The organism is Sporosarcina luteola, assembly GCF_023715535.1.
Taxonomy (GTDB): domain Bacteria; phylum Bacillota; class Bacilli; order Bacillales_A; family Planococcaceae; genus Sporosarcina; species Sporosarcina luteola_B.
On sequence record NZ_JAMBOI010000016.1, the window covers coordinates 1 to 15,799 of the forward strand.

A 15,799-nucleotide genomic window follows, 5' to 3' on the forward strand; every position below is an offset into this window, starting at 1 on the left:
ATATCTAGGTTAAAATTAAGTTGGGCCATTTTCCATTCCTCCAAATGTTTATCGTGGTTGAAAACATTTTATCACAGGGGATGGAAAAGGCCTTTTCCTATTTACACAATTATATGGACTCAATCAATTTTTGAGCGCGGATCCGATTTCTTGAGCGCGGAGCGGCTTGCTCTCGGCGCGAGCAACCTACAGTAACCGTTAGCATAATCGGCGTTTTCTTAGGGAATAATAAATTTTATGCTCTGTTACAAAAGGAGAGGGATATACGTTGAAGAAATACAATTTCATACTACTAATAGGGCTATTTTGCTTTTCGCCGATTATTGCAAATGCCCATGTAAAATGGTTTACAGAAATTGAGCCAGAAAAGGTATCTATTGAGCAAATTCTTTCGAGAGAATTCATCGTGTTATCCTTACTAATTGCTCTCTTCTTAGCGTTATTGTCTCAATTCATACCACAGCTGATGAAGATCCCGGGTGTCGCTACCATCGATATGAAATTAGATGGATACCGGAAATACTCTCGTTATATCCTTCAATACGGTACAGCTGCCGCATTTATCCTGCAAGTAGTAAACAGAACGATGTTTGCACCTGAGTTCACTATCCACCATAGTTGGCAAACGGCTGTTATGTGGGCGATTATTGTTTTACTGCTAATTCCGCATCACGTAGCAACAAAAATTGCATCTCTACTAATGCTTGGTTTATTTCTCTATATTTGGAGTTATTCCGGTTGGTTTCATATGCTGGATTATGGGTTTTACCTAGCTATTATCGGCGTTTTATTGGTTGGAAGAACGAAATTGGAGACGGCGGGGTTTCCATTCCTTTACCTCGGTACAGGTTTAAGTTTATGTTGGGTTGCAGTGGAAAAATGGGTATATCCTGGCATGACGATCGATATTATTCAACGGCATGATGTTCCTACATTTGGCTTTCCCCCAGAACTATTTATTGTTCTTTCAGCTTTTATAGAATTCGTTGTTGGCTACCTATTAGTCGTCGGTATTCTCAACCGTTTATTGGCTGTTGTCGTAACAATTTTATTCATCCTGACAACGACCATATTTGGCTATACCGAAGTAGTAGGACATGGAATGATTCATATTGTTTTATTAATCTTTATCATCGAAGGGATATCTTTTTATCACCCTCCCGTTAAAATGCATAAGAATAGAATGGACCAAATGATATTTGTTTTCTTGAACTTTTTATTTGTGCTTAGTACATTTTTATTGATCTATTACCGATTTGCATAAAAAAGACTGCCACAGAAAGTCAGTTTTCACTGACTTTCTGGGCAGTCTTTTTTGCCGTCTACGTCTAGACTTCGGGCGCCAGAGGCTCGGGGTCATAAGTCAAAGCTGCTCTGTGGCAAAAAGCGCCACGCCGGAGCTTCGCCTTATGCCTGTCGCCGCTATGCAGGCGCCCTACGCTTTTGTTAATCATGTTTTACATTGTAGCAAACGATAACAGAGCCTGTTTTCGCTTCTCCTTGGATATGGATTGGTGTGGCGTCGCCTTCCACGTCCTTGTTGAAGATGATTGTTCGGTGCAGAAACTGTTCTTGCTCAGTCGTTTTACTGACATCATTCAGCTGAAGATCCAAACGGCCCATATTTGTGGAGATTTCACCACGAAGAGGAGCGTCGGATGGAATGTAGATTTCAACGGAACCGCTCACTGTTTTGGCATCGATTTTTTGTGCTGCGGCATCAGTCGTAGTCACGACTACATGGCCATTCAACGATTTCGCCTCGACATCTTTCAATTTTCCGGCTACGTAGACGCGACCGTTGATCGTTTCGGCTTCCAACGTTTCGCCTGTACTATCATTTAAACGGATTGATCCATTCCCCGCTTCCAACTCTGCCTCTTTAAAGTTGATCCGCTCAACATCCACTTTACCGTTCGCCGTTTTCGTATAGAGTCGATCGACAGAAATGTCTTTCATGTTGAAGTTACCATTGAGCAGCCGCACAGAAAACTTCCGGTACTCCTGTTTTGGGATGAAAAGGTCGACATTGACCTGACTTAATTTCAAATCACTTAAATAACGCAGTTTGCCTTCGTCTTTCAGGAAAATCAATTTATCAAGAAATTCTTTCTTTGCATCTTCTTCTGATCGGCCGTTAAAGGATTTCACAGTGAATTCAGCTCGAATTTCCGAGTTGTCCGTTGCATGGATCGAGACGCTTCCATGATCCACATCGACAAGGATTTCATTCAAACCGTCCGCTTGCTTCACAATCGTGTGTTGGAAAATAGAGCTTCCACCAAACGGAGCGTCGAAATCGAATCCTTTCACTCTTTCAACTGTCGATTGCATGAACTGCATGAAACGATCTCCCACCGTCACAAAATCCTTCCGGATATCTTCAATGAATTCATCCATCGATGGGTCCTTGTCTTGCGATCTTCCGGAGTAATCCTTCGAGCTTTCTTGCTGAAATTCTTCATTATAGACCTTCGTTTCATCCATTTGTGATGAATCGGTCGTGGATTGTCTCTTCTCCATCGTCTCCAATAGAGTCAAGGCTTCGTCCATTGAGATTGTGCCGTTTTCCAACATTGTCAAGATACGTTTGCGTTCGTTCTGCATCTTTCCGCCTCCTAGGTATGCTTGAAATTTCCTTTGCAGTAGAGTCCCCGCCAATTGCAAACCGATGGAGACTTCTTCAACACTTACTATATATACGAATCATTAATCAGAAGGTTTCATTCTTTTCCGGCGGCGGTTTCAATCAGCTCTTTCATTCTTTGCCTGTCACGTTCCAAAATCGGTTTTAAATAGTGGCCAGTATAGGAGACTTTATTTTCAGCCACTTGCTCTGGAGTTCCGATTGCAATGATTTGGCCGCCTTTGTCGCCGCCTTCAGGTCCGAGATCGATAATATGGTCGACGGTTTTGATGACGTCGAGATTATGTTCGATGACAAGGACGGTATTTCCGGTATCAACGAGCCGCTGCAAGACGAGAAGCAGTTTTTCAATATCGTGGACATGCAGTCCCGTTGTCGGTTCGTCTAGTATATAAAACGATTTGCCGTTGGAACGCTTATGCAATTCCGAGGCAAGTTTCACCCTTTGCGCTTCACCGCCTGACAATGTCGTGGCGGGTTGTCCAAGTTGAACGTACCCAAGGCCAACATCGACAATCGTTTGCAGTTTTCTGCTGATTTTAGGGATGTTTTCAAAGAAGACAAGTGCATCTTCGACAGTCATCGAAAGGACATCCGCAATATTTTTCCCTTTGTACGTCACTTCAAGCGTTTCACGGTTATATCTTTTCCCGTGGCATACTTCACAAGGGACATACACGTCAGGAAGGAAATGCATTTCAATCTTGATGATTCCATCACCGCGGCAAGCTTCGCAGCGTCCGCCTTTTACGTTGAAACTGAATCGCCCTTTTTTGTAGCCTCTCACTTTCGCCTCGTTTGTCATGGCGAAGACATCACGAACGTCATCAAACACCCCTGTATAGGTCGCAGGGTTCGATCTTGGAGTCCGTCCGATTGGGGATTGGTCAATCTCAATGACCTTTTCCAATTCCTCAAGACCCGTTACGGATGTGAATCTCCCAGGCTTCTGCTTGGAGCGGTTCAACTTCTGGGCAAGCACTTTGTATAGCACTTCATTTACGAGTGTACTTTTCCCGGAGCCTGAAACGCCTGTCACGGCAATGAACTGTCCTAATGGAAAGTCCACATCAACATCCTTCAAATTATTCTCTGACGCATCCTTGATTGAAACGATCCTGCCATCAGGCTGGCGCCGTTCTATCGGCAATGGGATGAACTTCTTGCCGCTCAAATATTGGCCGGTCAATGATTTAGGATCATTCATCACTTCTTCCGGTGTACCGGCAGAAACGATTTGTCCTCCCGCAGCACCTGCTCCTGGACCAATGTCAATCAAATAATCCGCAGCAATCATCGTATCTTCATCATGCTCAACGACAATGAGCGTATTTCCGATATCCCGCATGCTCTGCAGTGTGCCGATGAGACGGTCGTTGTCACGCTGATGAAGGCCGATCGAAGGCTCGTCCAATATATAGAGGACGCCTGTCAAGCGAGATCCGATTTGCGTGGCAAGCCGGATACGCTGCGCCTCTCCGCCTGATAATGTGCCCGCCGCTCTTGACAACGTCAGATAATCCAGGCCGACATTGATGAGGAATCCTAGTCTCTCGGCGATTTCCCGCAAGATGAGTCTTGCGATTTGCATATCCTTTTCAGATAGGACTAGATTGTTGAAAAAACGGTCCGCTTCCGTAATGGACAATGACGTAACTTCCCCGATATGCGTCCCGTTCACCTTAACTGCGAGCGTCTCCTCTTTCAATCGGTATCCGTGACATGCCGGACATGCGCGGCTTGCCATGTATTTCTCCATTTGTTCTCGTATATAATCGGAGGATGTCTCCTTGAAACGTCTCTCCACATTTGCAAGAACGCCTTCAAAATAAATGTTATTCACCCGTGTATTGCCGAATTCATTCGTATATTGGAATTTAATCTTTTCTTCTCTCGAACCATAGAGGATGATGTTCAGATCATCATCCGGCAAATCTTTCACCGGCACATCCATCGGTATCTTGAAATGCTTGCAGATTGTTTTCAACAGCTCGGGGTAGTATTGGGAGCTCGTTGGTATCCATGGCGCAATGGTATTTTCATTCAAAGAGAGTGAATTATCCGGGATGACGAGATCGGGATCCACCTCTAGCTTCGTCCCAAGGCCATCACAATCCGGACATGCCCCGAATGGACTGTTGAATGAAAACATACGCGGTTCCAGTTCCCCGATGGAAAATCCACAGATCGGACATGCATGATGCTCGCTGAACAGCAATTCTTCGACATCAATTACATCAACCAATACATTTCCTTCAGCTAAAAGTAATGCCGACTCGAGGGAATCACTCAGACGGGCTTCAATCCCCTCTTTCACCACAATCCGGTCGATAACGACTTCAATCGTATGTTTCTTATTTTTATTCAGTTCAATATTATCATCGAGATCGATTACATCACCGTTGACGCGAATCCGGACATAACCTTGTTTCTTGATATCCTCAATCAGCTTCGCATGTGTCCCTTTCCTGCCGGATATGACAGGCGCCAGGATTTGAAGCCTTGAACGTTCCGGCAATTGCATGATCCGATCGACCATCTGCTCGATCGTTTGGGAGGAGATTTCAATCCCGTGATTCGGACAGATCGGCTTGCCAACCCGTGCAAATAGCAATCGTAAGTAATCATAGATTTCAGTTACGGTTCCGACGGTGGAACGCGGATTGCGGCTTGTCGTCTTCTGATCGATCGAGATTGCGGGCGATAACCCTTCAATCACGTCTACGTCAGGCTTGTCCATCTGTCCTAAAAATTGCCTCGCATAAGCAGAGAGCGATTCGACATACCGTCTTTGCCCTTCAGCATAAATCGTATCGAATGCAAGGGACGATTTCCCCGAGCCGGACAAGCCGGTCATAACGACGAGCTTGTCACGCGGGATGCGGACATCAATATCTTTCAGGTTGTGCACCCTTGCACCTTGAATGACTATTTCCGTGTTTTTCATCGCATTTTCACCCTTCAGCCTTCAATTCTAGTATCGTATCACGCAATTCAGCAGCCCTTTCGAAATCAAGCGCTTTAGCCGCCTCTTTCATTTCCTTCTCAAGAGTCGCGAGCAATTTCACTTTTTCGTCCCTCGACAATTTCTTGCCTTTCGTCGCTTTTTCCAAGAAGGAGATATCCTCTTCCGCTACTTGGGTCGCCCTGATGACGGCGCGAACTTCCTTCTTGATCGTCGTCGGAGTGATTCCATGCTTTTCATTGTACGCAATTTGGATCTCCCTACGTCTCGAGGTTTCATCAATCGCTTTTTTCATCGAATCCGTGTAACGGTCCGCATACATGATAACTCTTCCTTCAGAGTTACGAGCAGCCCGGCCGATTGTTTGAATGAGGGCGCGTTCGGAACGGAGGAACCCTTCCTTGTCGGCATCAAGAATCGCGACAAGCGAAACTTCGGGTATGTCGAGCCCTTCCCTCAGCAAGTTGATCCCTACGAGAACGTCGTAGGTGCCCAATCGGAGCTCCCTGATAATTTCAATCCGCTCCAATGTTTTGATCTCCGAATGCAAGTATTGGACTTTGATGCCGATATCCTTGAGATAGTCGGTAAGATCTTCGGACATCTTTTTCGTCAATGTAGTAATCAATACCCTTTCGTTGCGCTTTGTACGCTCATTAATTTCATCGATCAGATTATCGATCTGCCCTTCGATCGGCCGTACGTCAATGATCGGATCAAGCAAACCGGTTGGCCGGATGATCTGTTGAACCATTTCCGGTGTATGCTCAAGTTCGTAAGGACCTGGTGTTGCAGATACGTAGATGGCTTTGTTGACATACCCCTCAAATTCGTCAAACATGAGCGGCCTGTTGTCCAAGGCGGACGGAAGACGGAAACCATGATCGACCAATACTTGTTTCCGCGCCTGGTCTCCGTTATACATGCCGCGGATTTGCGGCAAGGTGACATGGCTTTCATCGATAATCATCAGAAAATCTTCCGGGAAGTAGTCGAGCAGCGTGTAGGGGGTTGCCCCTGCAGGTCGTAATGTCAAATGCCTTGAATAGTTCTCGATCCCTGAGCAGAAGCCCATTTCCCGCATCATTTCCAAATCATAGCGGGTACGCTGCTCGAGCCGCTGTGCTTCTAGGAGTTTATCTTCCTTGCGCAGCACGGCGAGGCGCTCTTCCAATTCCGTTTCGATATTCGCGATTGCCTTCACCATTTTCTCTTCGCCCGTGACGAAGTGGGATGCAGGGAAGATCGCGACATGTTCACGTTCGCCTAAAATTTCACCTGTAAGAGCATCGACTTCACGGATACGATCAATTTCATCGCCAAAAAACTCGATGCGGATGCAATGTTCGTCCTGTGAAGCAGGGAATATTTCTACGACGTCTCCCCTGACACGGAATGTCCCCCGTGTGAAACTAATATCGTTTCTTGAATATTGGATATCGACGAATCGTCGTAGTAGCTCATTCCGACCGATTTCCATGCCTGACCTAAGCGAAACGACATGCTTCCCGTACTCCTCCGGCGAACCGAGGCCGTAAATGCAAGATACGGATGCTACGATCAGTACATCATTCCTTTCGAACAAGGCAGACGTAGCGGAGTGGCGCAGCTTGTCAATCTCGTCGTTGATTGTCGCGTCCTTCTCTATATAAGTGTCCGTATGCGGCATGTATGCTTCCGGTTGGTAGAAATCATAGAAGCTGACAAAATACTCGACCGCATTATTCGGAAAGAATTCTTTGAACTCGCTGTACAATTGGCCAGCGAGTGTTTTATTATGTGCAATGACTAGTGTCGGTTTATTGACTTCTGTTAAAACGTTTGAAACGGTGAACGTCTTCCCTGTTCCGGTCGCCCCTAAAAGCGTCTGGTGCTTTTTGCCTTCCTTGATGCCTTCCACAAGCTGTGAAATGGCGGCAGGTTGGTCGCCTAGCGGAACGTAAGGAGCGTGCAAATCGAATTTCTGGACCATAACAAGCCCCTCCCCAAATGAATTATCTCCATTTTACCATAGACAAGTCCAAGACCAAAGAAATAAGAGAACATACGTTCAAAATAAAAGTGAAGGCGGCCCGTTTAGCTCCGACAAGCGATGGAGGGCTTGAATAAAAGGCGCTTTTTGCCTTTTGCTTCAAGACCGAAGCGACTCGAGGAGCTGGCCGCCGGAACTGGCCAGTCGAATAAATTAAAAAGCGGGTCTGCACAGCTAATCGATTGACGATTAGCAGGCAGCCCGCTTTAGTTGATCAATTTTCTTCAAGTTTCATCAGTTCATCCGTCAGACTTTTGAAGGCGTACTCGTCCTTATCATCAAGTGCAAGATCAATCAGCCGCAGGAGGCGTTTTTTCGTTTGCTCCCGATGAATATGATTCAGGAATAGATCCATATAAATATCATTCAACAATCTTTCTGCTTGAAGCGAAGTACTATTTTTCCCCACGGCTTTTAAGAACTCGGCATATGAATAATTGTTTTCCATTTCCCTCACCCCTGATGCCTTTTTTTCATTATACATAACACGGGGCATCAGTTGCAAGGTTTTTGGGAATATTCTATTTTTATTTTTTTAACATCAATTATTCATGCTTCTTCCGGTTTTTCATTAGAAATCCGGATTGTCGCTTCGGAAATGACGAAGACAATGACCGCCATGATGACTGGCGGCAATGATACGCCGAATGTCATCAGCCCCGCCACGAGAACAGCTATCGACTGCAGCAGTTGAACGCCGCTAACTGTTTTGCGGATGGCAGGCACCCTCGTATTTTCCGTTTCAGGGAAGAGCATGTCCATCCTGAAGTCATCCCCCGCCCGTAATGCATGGACCAATTGGATAGATGACGCAAATGCCAATGCACCGATGAAAATATAGACGACGATCGGGAAAGGAATGAGAACGACGCCTCCTACCGATAATGCCGTCAATCTGACCCATAGCCAAAAAATATCATCTGTGCGCACAAGAGTCCTTCGCAACAAATAGCGTTGAGGCGAATCTTGACCGAATTTTGCAGGACGCATAAGGAATCCGAGCCATGCACGGCGGCTGACCGATCCTTTCAAATGTGGAACGTCCGTGAAATAGTTTGCGAAACGGTAAAAACGCATCATGCGATTTTGCTCTAGCGTTATGAAATGTTCATAAGGAAACGGGTTTGCAACGCTTCTTTTCTTCCAGAATAAATAATAGACTGCCATCAGCACACCGACGAGGGGGATGAAATATGGGCTGCCAGCTAGCATCACATATAGAATAAGCGCCGCCAACACAAACCGGACAAGGCGATCTTTCCAAACACCCACCCCTTCATTGGCACGGCGGTAATGGTATTCCGTCTCGACGTACAGCCATTTCACAAGGAAAATGACGATGGCCGTCAGAATGAATTGCGGTTTCCCTGCGACTTCTGTTGCCGCCAACAACGGCAAGAGGACGATGAATAGAATGTAGGGCACTGGCAGCTGGGAAACTAGTGAATAGCGCAGTGACCGTTTCAGATAGTCCTCAAGCTTATTTTCCATCGGAAGGAAAAAGACGATATCTGCAGGCTTCAGCAACGTAATCGGCGAGCCGATGGATAATGCCGCCCCGATGAGGACTGCAGCTAAGATTGCTGCAGGAAATTCGGATGGCACTTCCTTCAACCACTCGCTGTAGGCGTACCCGCCCGCCCCTATCGTAAAGAGAAGAACAATTGCCAAATGGCCGGTGAAGACGAACCTCATATACTTTTGCAGTTCATTCATATAACGGATAAAACGATCGCCCCAAATCTCACGCAAGTTGTTCATGATCATGATCCCCGGTCATTGAAATATAGAGCTCGTCCAAAGTGGCACCTGGCCTGTTGAAGGCTTTCCGCAAATCATCCATCGTCCCTTGTGCCCTTACCCGTCCTTCATGCAGCAGAATAATCCGGTCGCAATACTTTTCAGCAGTGGAAAGCACATGTGTCGACATCAATACGGAAGCGCCATTCGCTTTCCGTTCAGATATTTGATCGAGCAATGAACGGATTCCGATCGGGTCGAGTCCGACAAATGGCTCATCGATAATATACAGCGAAGGCTCCACTAAAAATGCACATAAGATCATGACCTTTTGCCGCATCCCTTTTGAAAAATGAGATGGAAACCAATTCAGCCGCTTCTCCATCATGAACTCTTTCAATAGTATTTCAGTACGCGCCTCGAACGATTCACGATCTAGTCCATATGCCATCGCTGTCAATTCAAGATGTTCCTTCAGCGTCAGCTCTTCATATAGGATCGGTGTTTCCGGAATGTATGTGAACGCTTTACGGTAAACTTCAGGGTTTTCGCGAAAGGTGACGCCATTCACAACAATTTCGCCTTCATGCGGATTCATAAGTCCGATAATATGCTTAATCGTTGTACTTTTCCCGGCACCGTTCAAGCCGATTAAGCCGACGAGCTCGCCCTTGCCGATTTCAAATGATAATTCATGCAGAACAGGCTTACGTGTATACCCGCCTGTCACTTCTTTTACTTCTAGAATTGCCATAGTCATCCTCCATTCTAGTTTCCATTTTACCAAACATCAGACCGGAATGCTTTGTCCATCTTTCACGTATTAAATGAAAATATGCTACACTTGTGTCATTAATGAATACTTCTCCTTTTACGGAGACTGACAATCGGAAAGGATGACCGCAAATGACATCATGTATCTTTTGTAAAATTGTAGAAGGCACCCTCCCCAGCGAGAAAATCTATGAAGACGAGAACGTCGTTGCCATTATGGATGTCATGCCTGTAACGAAAGGGCATGTATTGCTCATCCCGAAAATCCATCGGGAAAACCTTTATGATCTGACGGAAGAAGAAGCTTCGCAACTGTTTTCGGTCGCCCCGAAAATCGCGAACCTATTAAAAGAGGAGTTCAAGCCTGCCGGAATGAACTTGCTTCAAAACAATGGAGCTCCAGCTGGACAAGCCGTGTTCCATTTCCATATGCATTTCATCCCGAGATATGACCAAACGGACGGTTTCGAGTCAGATTGGAATCCGAAGGTGGAGGAATTTCCCCAAGAACGGATCCAAGAAATCGCGAATCAGATCCGAAGCCGTTTCAGCGAATAATAAGACTTGCAATTCCATGAAATTACCAGTATACTTTTCATAAGTTTTCGCTGACGATCACGAGGATACGTCAGGAGAACAAAAAATAGAGTCCAGTTGAGGAGAGATGAGAATTGAATACGAAAAATCTTATGTTGATGGCACTATTGGTTTCTGTTGGTGCAGCTTTGTACTTGGTCATTCCGGGTTATGGTGAAGGCATGAAGCCGGACTTCATGTTGACGATGATGTTTATCGGCATCTTTTTATTCCCGGACGTCAAGAGTGTCTTTCTGCTAGGAGCGACGACCGGAGTACTTTCAGGAATCTTTACAAGTTTTCCAGGTGGATTCATACCGAACATCATCGATAAGTTCATTACGGCGTTTGTTGTTTTTGCGGTCATTGTACTGCTTAGAAAAGCCGCAAACCATATAATCGTTTCAACAATCATCGCTTGCTGCGGAACACTGCTGTCCGGAACAATATTCCTATCCGTCGCCATTTTCGTCATTGGCGCAAAAGTACCTTTCGGATTATTGTTCGTAACAGTCGTCCTACCCGCAATCGCTATGAACGGGATAGTATTTTTCATAATCTACCCGATCATTACAACTTTGTTGAAGCGTACTTCATTTAAAACAGCATTATCCAATTGATACTTAAAGCTTTTCCCTCAGGGGGAAAGCTTTTTTCATTTGCCCGAAACAGTTTACCATGTTTTAATTAAACTATGAAAAGGAATACTATTCGAAATGAAAGGAGTGCACTCCATGAAAGCATCTACGTTTTTGGCGGGTTTACTTGCAGGTTCGGTGACGGCCGCTGTCACTGTATTATTTTCCACTCCACAAACGGGCAGCGAAATCCGCTCGTCTGTTAGAAGCGCTTCGACTGACATGAAGCATAAATTGAGTGACGTTAAAGGAAGGATCGCTGAGTTGAAAAACTCTATCACACATATGACGAAGGAAGCGAAAGAGTTGGTTCCTGATGCAGTCAATGGTATTAAGGGATCAATCGAACAATGGCAACTCTCGACTGAATCTAACAGACTCAAGCTTGAAAAGGAACTAACGGCGATTCAGACATCGCTTGCAGAACTGGAACAATCAATCGCAGAACAACAGAAATGATAGACATGACGATAGACAAACTCGATATCTATTGAGTTTGTCTATCGTTTTTTTATTAAAACGTTGCTTTCCAGCAGTGTTCCTATTTCACCTCAAGTTAAAAATCCCCTTACCAGTTTCTATACTTATAGGCAGTGATGAATGTTCATGAGCGATGACCCATGATCCATTCACTTTTTTCAAACCATATGTGAACCGATTTGTTATTTGTCGAAGTTTCTCACCAGAATCTTCTTGGTAAGCAGCAAATGTTACCGCACAATGTACGAATGCGAGATCTGAATCTTCCTCCACAACGAGATCATTAAACTCAACGTTTAGTAAAATACCATCCTCACTCAGTCCATTAAACCAGTCCACCACATTTTCCTTCCATGAAGAAATACCCTTGCTCTCCCAGTTCCCCCAGCAATCATAAATATGCACATTGGGAGCATACATGGATAGGAACTTTTCAACATCTTTTTCGTAAATTGCCGTTCTATAATTTTCAAGTACATCTTGAACTTTCAAAAAACCCTTGGTCATTTCGTGCATCCCCTTTACTAATTTCAAAAATGGAAGTATGTTACTATAAATGAATTCTATATTCAAACACCTTTTCCCTTCTTCTAATGACTCCTTAAGTTGGACATCTATAGATACCTCGATTGTCCCGTTCACTCGGCTAGAGTTATTAAGCCAGTAGGCCATTTTTCTGAGTATGTGTTCTTGAAAACCATCGTTGTATAGATTTTTTTCTTCAATAAATCCCACCTACCTATTATTTATAGGTATCTTCCCCGCTTAGTTGAACAAGGATTAGGATTTGATGCTATATTAAAATAAGTTGAATAAAGCACATTAAAATATGAAAGCTTATAAACGCTTAGAAAGGGTTATAAATTGTCTACCTTATTTCACATATATCGAAGTTCCAAACGCTTTTCTTCATTTTCAAAGTCAAAAATTTATCCAAGAGGTTTTACTTTGCTTGAAGAACAGTCTCTAGCTCCTAATTTCCTACGTTTTCACTTCAAAAAGGATCATCAATTTATTCAGGTATTACTTTATTCAAGTAGCATTCAAGAAGAGCTCTATTTGTTAATAGAGGAATGCAAGATAAAAAACTGGTTTATTGAAAACTTGAGAACCAATGATTATCACGACGCAAATTTAGATGTATTTCTCGTTGAAACAAATCCAACTAAGATGATAGAAGCAATAGAGAATGCTATAGATTTGCCTGAAGAAGCAGGGATGCTACAAATATATGGTCAACAAATGTGGCATAGTGACGCTTTCATTATTGGTAATCGGACAGCTTTGAAAAGCTTACGAGATGCAATAGACCAAGCATTACTTTATGGTGAAAAACGTGAATTATTCTATCCAGAAGACAATGAAGCATTTGATTTATATATTTCATGCACGGATGACACCTTTGATATGAGTCAATTAGATCCACCTTACCATGACCCTGAAATTTTCAGTAAACGAAAAAGTCCTGTTCAGGCATTTAGATATTATTCTTTTACAGAAGAAAAATAACTACAAATTCTATTTAATATGATTTATTACAACTGTCCTTCGTATCGATATGCTCAGAAGAAGTAAACATGTATTCATTTGCAAAACTTCTATTAGTTGATTGAAGTGGAAGGCGGCGACTCCTGGGGGAAAAGCGTCGGCAGAAGACCCCGCAACGAAGCGAAGCGAAGTGAGGAGGCTGAAGCGACGCCCCCGGAAAGCGTCCGCCTGAAACGGAAATCAACGCGTACTCAATACTTATTTATTATCAGAACTACATGAAAAACCTACCTACCATCATTGTGTCTCATCAATTCATTTAAGAATATATAGTATTTTTGGAATTTCAACTTTTTAATTTGATATTTTCCTGCTATAATGAAAAAAGACAAACTATTTGATGTTGGAGGTATTTCATGACTGAGCAAAATTTTTCCCCAAAAGAAGCAATGATTTATAGTCAACGCGTTGCCCAGATGTCAAAAGCACTTTGGAAAGCAGTAGAAAAGGATTGGCAGCAATGGATAAAACCTTATGACTTGAATATTAATGAACACCATATTCTATGGATCGCATACCACCTTCAAGGCGCCACAATTTCAGACGTCGCAAAATTCGGCGTCATGCACGTTTCTACAGCTTTCAACTTTTCAAAAAAGCTTGAAGAGCGGGGATACCTTCAATTCTTCAAGAAAGACGACGATCGTCGGAATACATATGTATCTGTCACCGCGGAAGGTGAAGAACTACTCAATGGTATGAATGAACGCTATTACGACTCAGATCATGGAATCCTGGACGGCTCACTTCCGATGAAAAGCATCTACGGGAAGTTCCCTGAGTTTTTGGAAGTCATGTCCGTCATCCGGAATATTTACGGGGAAGATTTCATGGAAATATTCGAACTTGGTTTCAAACGGATCGATCACTCTTTTGACGATGACCTGGCCTCTTTGAACCATTCTGAAAGAGAATCGCAAGAGACCGCTGAATTGCAGACGGCCGATGAAAAATAATGTCATTTACACCATGATTCTGCTATGATGAAGTGAAGGTTGAAAGAGGAGGAATTGATTTGATCCTTATCGTTACAGTCATGTTCTCATTGTTTTATTTATTCCAAATCAACAAGATGACTTTCGCGTTATGTCAATCGCGGGAAATCCCAGAAGAAAAGCAACCAAAAATATATCGCACTGTCAATATCCTAATTACGATCTTGATTCTTTCGTTCTATTTAGAAGTGCTATTGAATGTTTAAAAGCAGAAAAGCCCAACCCCTTTAACAGGGAGTTGGGCATTTTCTATTAGTAAATGAACGCAGCTCCGACGATGATCAACAAAATGAACAACACAACAATCAAAGCGAATCCAGAAGAGCCTTGGCCATATCCACTCATTGGGGCACCTCCTCTCTCCTTGTATCCTATGCTCCAAGGATTCATCGTTTTAGGCATTTGGCAAGGAACCTTTTTGTTTTATGATCGTTTTTATGGTATAGTATCAACTGTTGTAGAGAAAAGTTAGGGGAGAAAAAACCATGAAAAAGACAGTCCTTGCTATGACAATGGCGGCCTCAGTATTAACAATGGCTGCATGTAGTGATCAAAAAGCGGCTGATGAGGAAATCATCGCCACAACTAAAGTCGGAACTATTACAAAAGAAGATCTATATGAGGAAATGAAAGATGCAGTTGGCCTACCAGTAATGGAAAACTTGCTTCTTCAACAAGTGTTGGAAACGGAGTACAAAGTTTCGGACAAGGAATGGAAAGATGAAGTTAAATCACAAAAAGAGGCACTTGGAGATAATTTCGAGATGTATCTCCAACAACAAGGCGTCTCAGAAAAATTCTTTGAAAAGAACGTAAAATCTCAAATGATCCAGAAGAAAATGATCGAGTCATTGAAAGTGTCCGAAGAAGATGTCGCTAAAGGCGTGGAACGTGCAAAAACGGAACTTCATGCTCGCCATATCGTTGTTAAAGACGAAGATACTGCGAAAGAGGTATTGGCGAAAGTGAAGGAAGGTGGAGATTTCGCTGATTTGGCGAAGGAATATTCCACTGAACCTGTTGCAGAACAAACAGGCGGAGACCTCGGATGGTTCGGCCCGGGCAAAATGGTACAAGAGTTTGAAGATGCGGCATATTCCCTTAAAAAAGGTGAAATTAGCGAACCTGTAAAGACAAGCTTCGGTTACCATATCATTGAATTGCTTGACACTCGTAAAGCTGAAACTGAAAAGACAGAAGAAGAAATAAATACAGAAATCGAAGATGGATTGAAACGTGTCCAATTCGAAGAGAAGCTTCAAGAATTGATTAAAGCGGCTGACGTCGATATTAAAGTCGATGAGTTCAAGAAAGCTTTGGACAGCTACTTGCCAGCAACAGCTGATAAGGAAGATAAAGAAAAGAAATAAGATTGTAAAGGGCTGTCTGCAAATCGATCATCCA

At 43.6% G+C, this 15,799-nt stretch carries 16 protein-coding genes; 8 read left to right on the forward strand and 8 right to left on the reverse strand.

All coding sequences use genetic code 11. The features are described from left to right. Positions 1 to 268 precede the first annotated feature (268 nt). Complete coding sequence (locus M3191_RS16855) at positions 269 to 1,264, forward strand: DoxX family membrane protein (RefSeq protein WP_251701526.1); 996 nt, start codon at positions 269 to 271, stop codon at positions 1,262 to 1,264. A 182-nt stretch (positions 1,265 to 1,446) separates the two neighbouring features. On the opposite strand, the gene M3191_RS16860 is transcribed toward M3191_RS16855, so the two are convergent. The 6 genes from M3191_RS16860 to M3191_RS16885 all read right to left on the reverse strand — a co-directional run bounded on the left by M3191_RS16860 (position 1,447) and on the right by M3191_RS16885 (position 10,138). After that, positions 1,447 to 2,607 carry a DUF4097 family beta strand repeat-containing protein gene (locus M3191_RS16860; protein WP_251701527.1) on the reverse strand — a complete coding sequence of 387 codons (1,161 nt, stop codon included), beginning with the start codon at positions 2,605 to 2,607 and terminating at the stop codon, positions 1,447 to 1,449. 116 nt (positions 2,608 to 2,723) lie between these two features. Next, complete coding sequence (uvrA, locus tag M3191_RS16865; RefSeq protein WP_251701528.1) at positions 2,724 to 5,594, reverse strand: excinuclease ABC subunit UvrA; 2,871 nt, start codon at positions 5,592 to 5,594, stop codon at positions 2,724 to 2,726. Between the two features lie 7 nt (positions 5,595 to 5,601). Then, complete coding sequence (gene uvrB, locus M3191_RS16870; RefSeq protein WP_251701529.1) at positions 5,602 to 7,584, reverse strand: excinuclease ABC subunit UvrB; 1,983 nt, start codon at positions 7,582 to 7,584, stop codon at positions 5,602 to 5,604. Between the two features lie 274 nt (positions 7,585 to 7,858). Next, on the reverse strand, positions 7,859 to 8,092 hold the full coding sequence (locus M3191_RS16875) for an IDEAL domain-containing protein (protein ID WP_251696942.1): 234 nt from the start codon (positions 8,090 to 8,092) through the stop codon (positions 7,859 to 7,861). 101 nt (positions 8,093 to 8,193) lie between these two features. Then, on the reverse strand, positions 8,194 to 9,405 hold the full coding sequence (locus M3191_RS16880; protein WP_251701530.1) for an ABC transporter permease: 1,212 nt from the start codon (positions 9,403 to 9,405) through the stop codon (positions 8,194 to 8,196). Next, positions 9,389 to 10,138 carry an ABC transporter ATP-binding protein gene (locus tag M3191_RS16885; protein WP_251701531.1) on the reverse strand — a complete coding sequence of 250 codons (750 nt, stop codon included), beginning with the start codon at positions 10,136 to 10,138 and terminating at the stop codon, positions 9,389 to 9,391. The genes M3191_RS16880 and M3191_RS16885 overlap by 17 nt, the downstream gene beginning before the upstream one ends. A gap of 152 nt (positions 10,139 to 10,290) precedes the next feature. Here M3191_RS16885 and M3191_RS16890 point away from each other — a divergent pair, with 152 nt between their 5' ends. From M3191_RS16890 to M3191_RS16900, 3 genes are all read left to right on the forward strand, one after another. Next, positions 10,291 to 10,716, forward strand: a complete 426-nt coding sequence (locus tag M3191_RS16890) for an HIT family protein (protein ID WP_251701532.1) — start codon at positions 10,291 to 10,293, stop codon at positions 10,714 to 10,716. Positions 10,717 to 10,829: 113 nt separating this feature from the next. Beyond that, positions 10,830 to 11,354, forward strand: coding sequence for a tryptophan transporter (locus M3191_RS16895; RefSeq protein ID WP_251701533.1), 525 nt, complete (start codon positions 10,830 to 10,832; stop codon positions 11,352 to 11,354). A gap of 114 nt (positions 11,355 to 11,468) precedes the next feature. Next, a complete protein-coding gene (locus tag M3191_RS16900; RefSeq protein ID WP_251701534.1) occupies positions 11,469 to 11,831 on the forward strand; it encodes a YtxH domain-containing protein in 363 nt (120 codons plus the stop codon). A gap of 87 nt (positions 11,832 to 11,918) precedes the next feature. On the opposite strand, the gene M3191_RS16905 is transcribed toward M3191_RS16900, so the two are convergent. After that, positions 11,919 to 12,587: a YybH family protein gene (locus M3191_RS16905; protein ID WP_251701535.1), complete on the reverse strand. Its 669-nt coding sequence runs from the start codon at positions 12,585 to 12,587 to the stop codon at positions 11,919 to 11,921. 213 nt (positions 12,588 to 12,800) lie between these two features. Here M3191_RS16905 and M3191_RS16910 point away from each other — a divergent pair, with 213 nt between their 5' ends. The 3 genes from M3191_RS16910 to M3191_RS16920 all read left to right on the forward strand — a co-directional run bounded on the left by M3191_RS16910 (position 12,801) and on the right by M3191_RS16920 (position 14,601). Continuing rightward, on the forward strand, positions 12,801 to 13,361 hold the full coding sequence (locus tag M3191_RS16910; RefSeq protein WP_251701536.1) for a hypothetical protein: 561 nt from the start codon (positions 12,801 to 12,803) through the stop codon (positions 13,359 to 13,361). Positions 13,362 to 13,756: 395 nt separating this feature from the next. Further along, positions 13,757 to 14,356, forward strand: a complete 600-nt coding sequence (locus M3191_RS16915; protein WP_251701537.1) for an HTH-type transcriptional regulator Hpr — start codon at positions 13,757 to 13,759, stop codon at positions 14,354 to 14,356. Between the two features lie 59 nt (positions 14,357 to 14,415). After that, positions 14,416 to 14,601 carry a hypothetical protein gene (locus M3191_RS16920; protein WP_060210602.1) on the forward strand — a complete coding sequence of 62 codons (186 nt, stop codon included), beginning with the start codon at positions 14,416 to 14,418 and terminating at the stop codon, positions 14,599 to 14,601. A gap of 46 nt (positions 14,602 to 14,647) precedes the next feature. Here M3191_RS16920 and M3191_RS16925 read toward each other — a convergent pair whose 3' ends face one another. After that, complete coding sequence (locus tag M3191_RS16925) at positions 14,648 to 14,740, reverse strand: YjcZ family sporulation protein (RefSeq protein ID WP_153010094.1); 93 nt, start codon at positions 14,738 to 14,740, stop codon at positions 14,648 to 14,650. Positions 14,741 to 14,880: 140 nt separating this feature from the next. Between M3191_RS16925 and M3191_RS16930 the strand changes: the two genes are divergently transcribed. Then, positions 14,881 to 15,765, forward strand: a complete 885-nt coding sequence (locus M3191_RS16930) for a peptidylprolyl isomerase (RefSeq protein ID WP_251701538.1) — start codon at positions 14,881 to 14,883, stop codon at positions 15,763 to 15,765. Positions 15,766 to 15,799 lie beyond the last annotated feature (34 nt).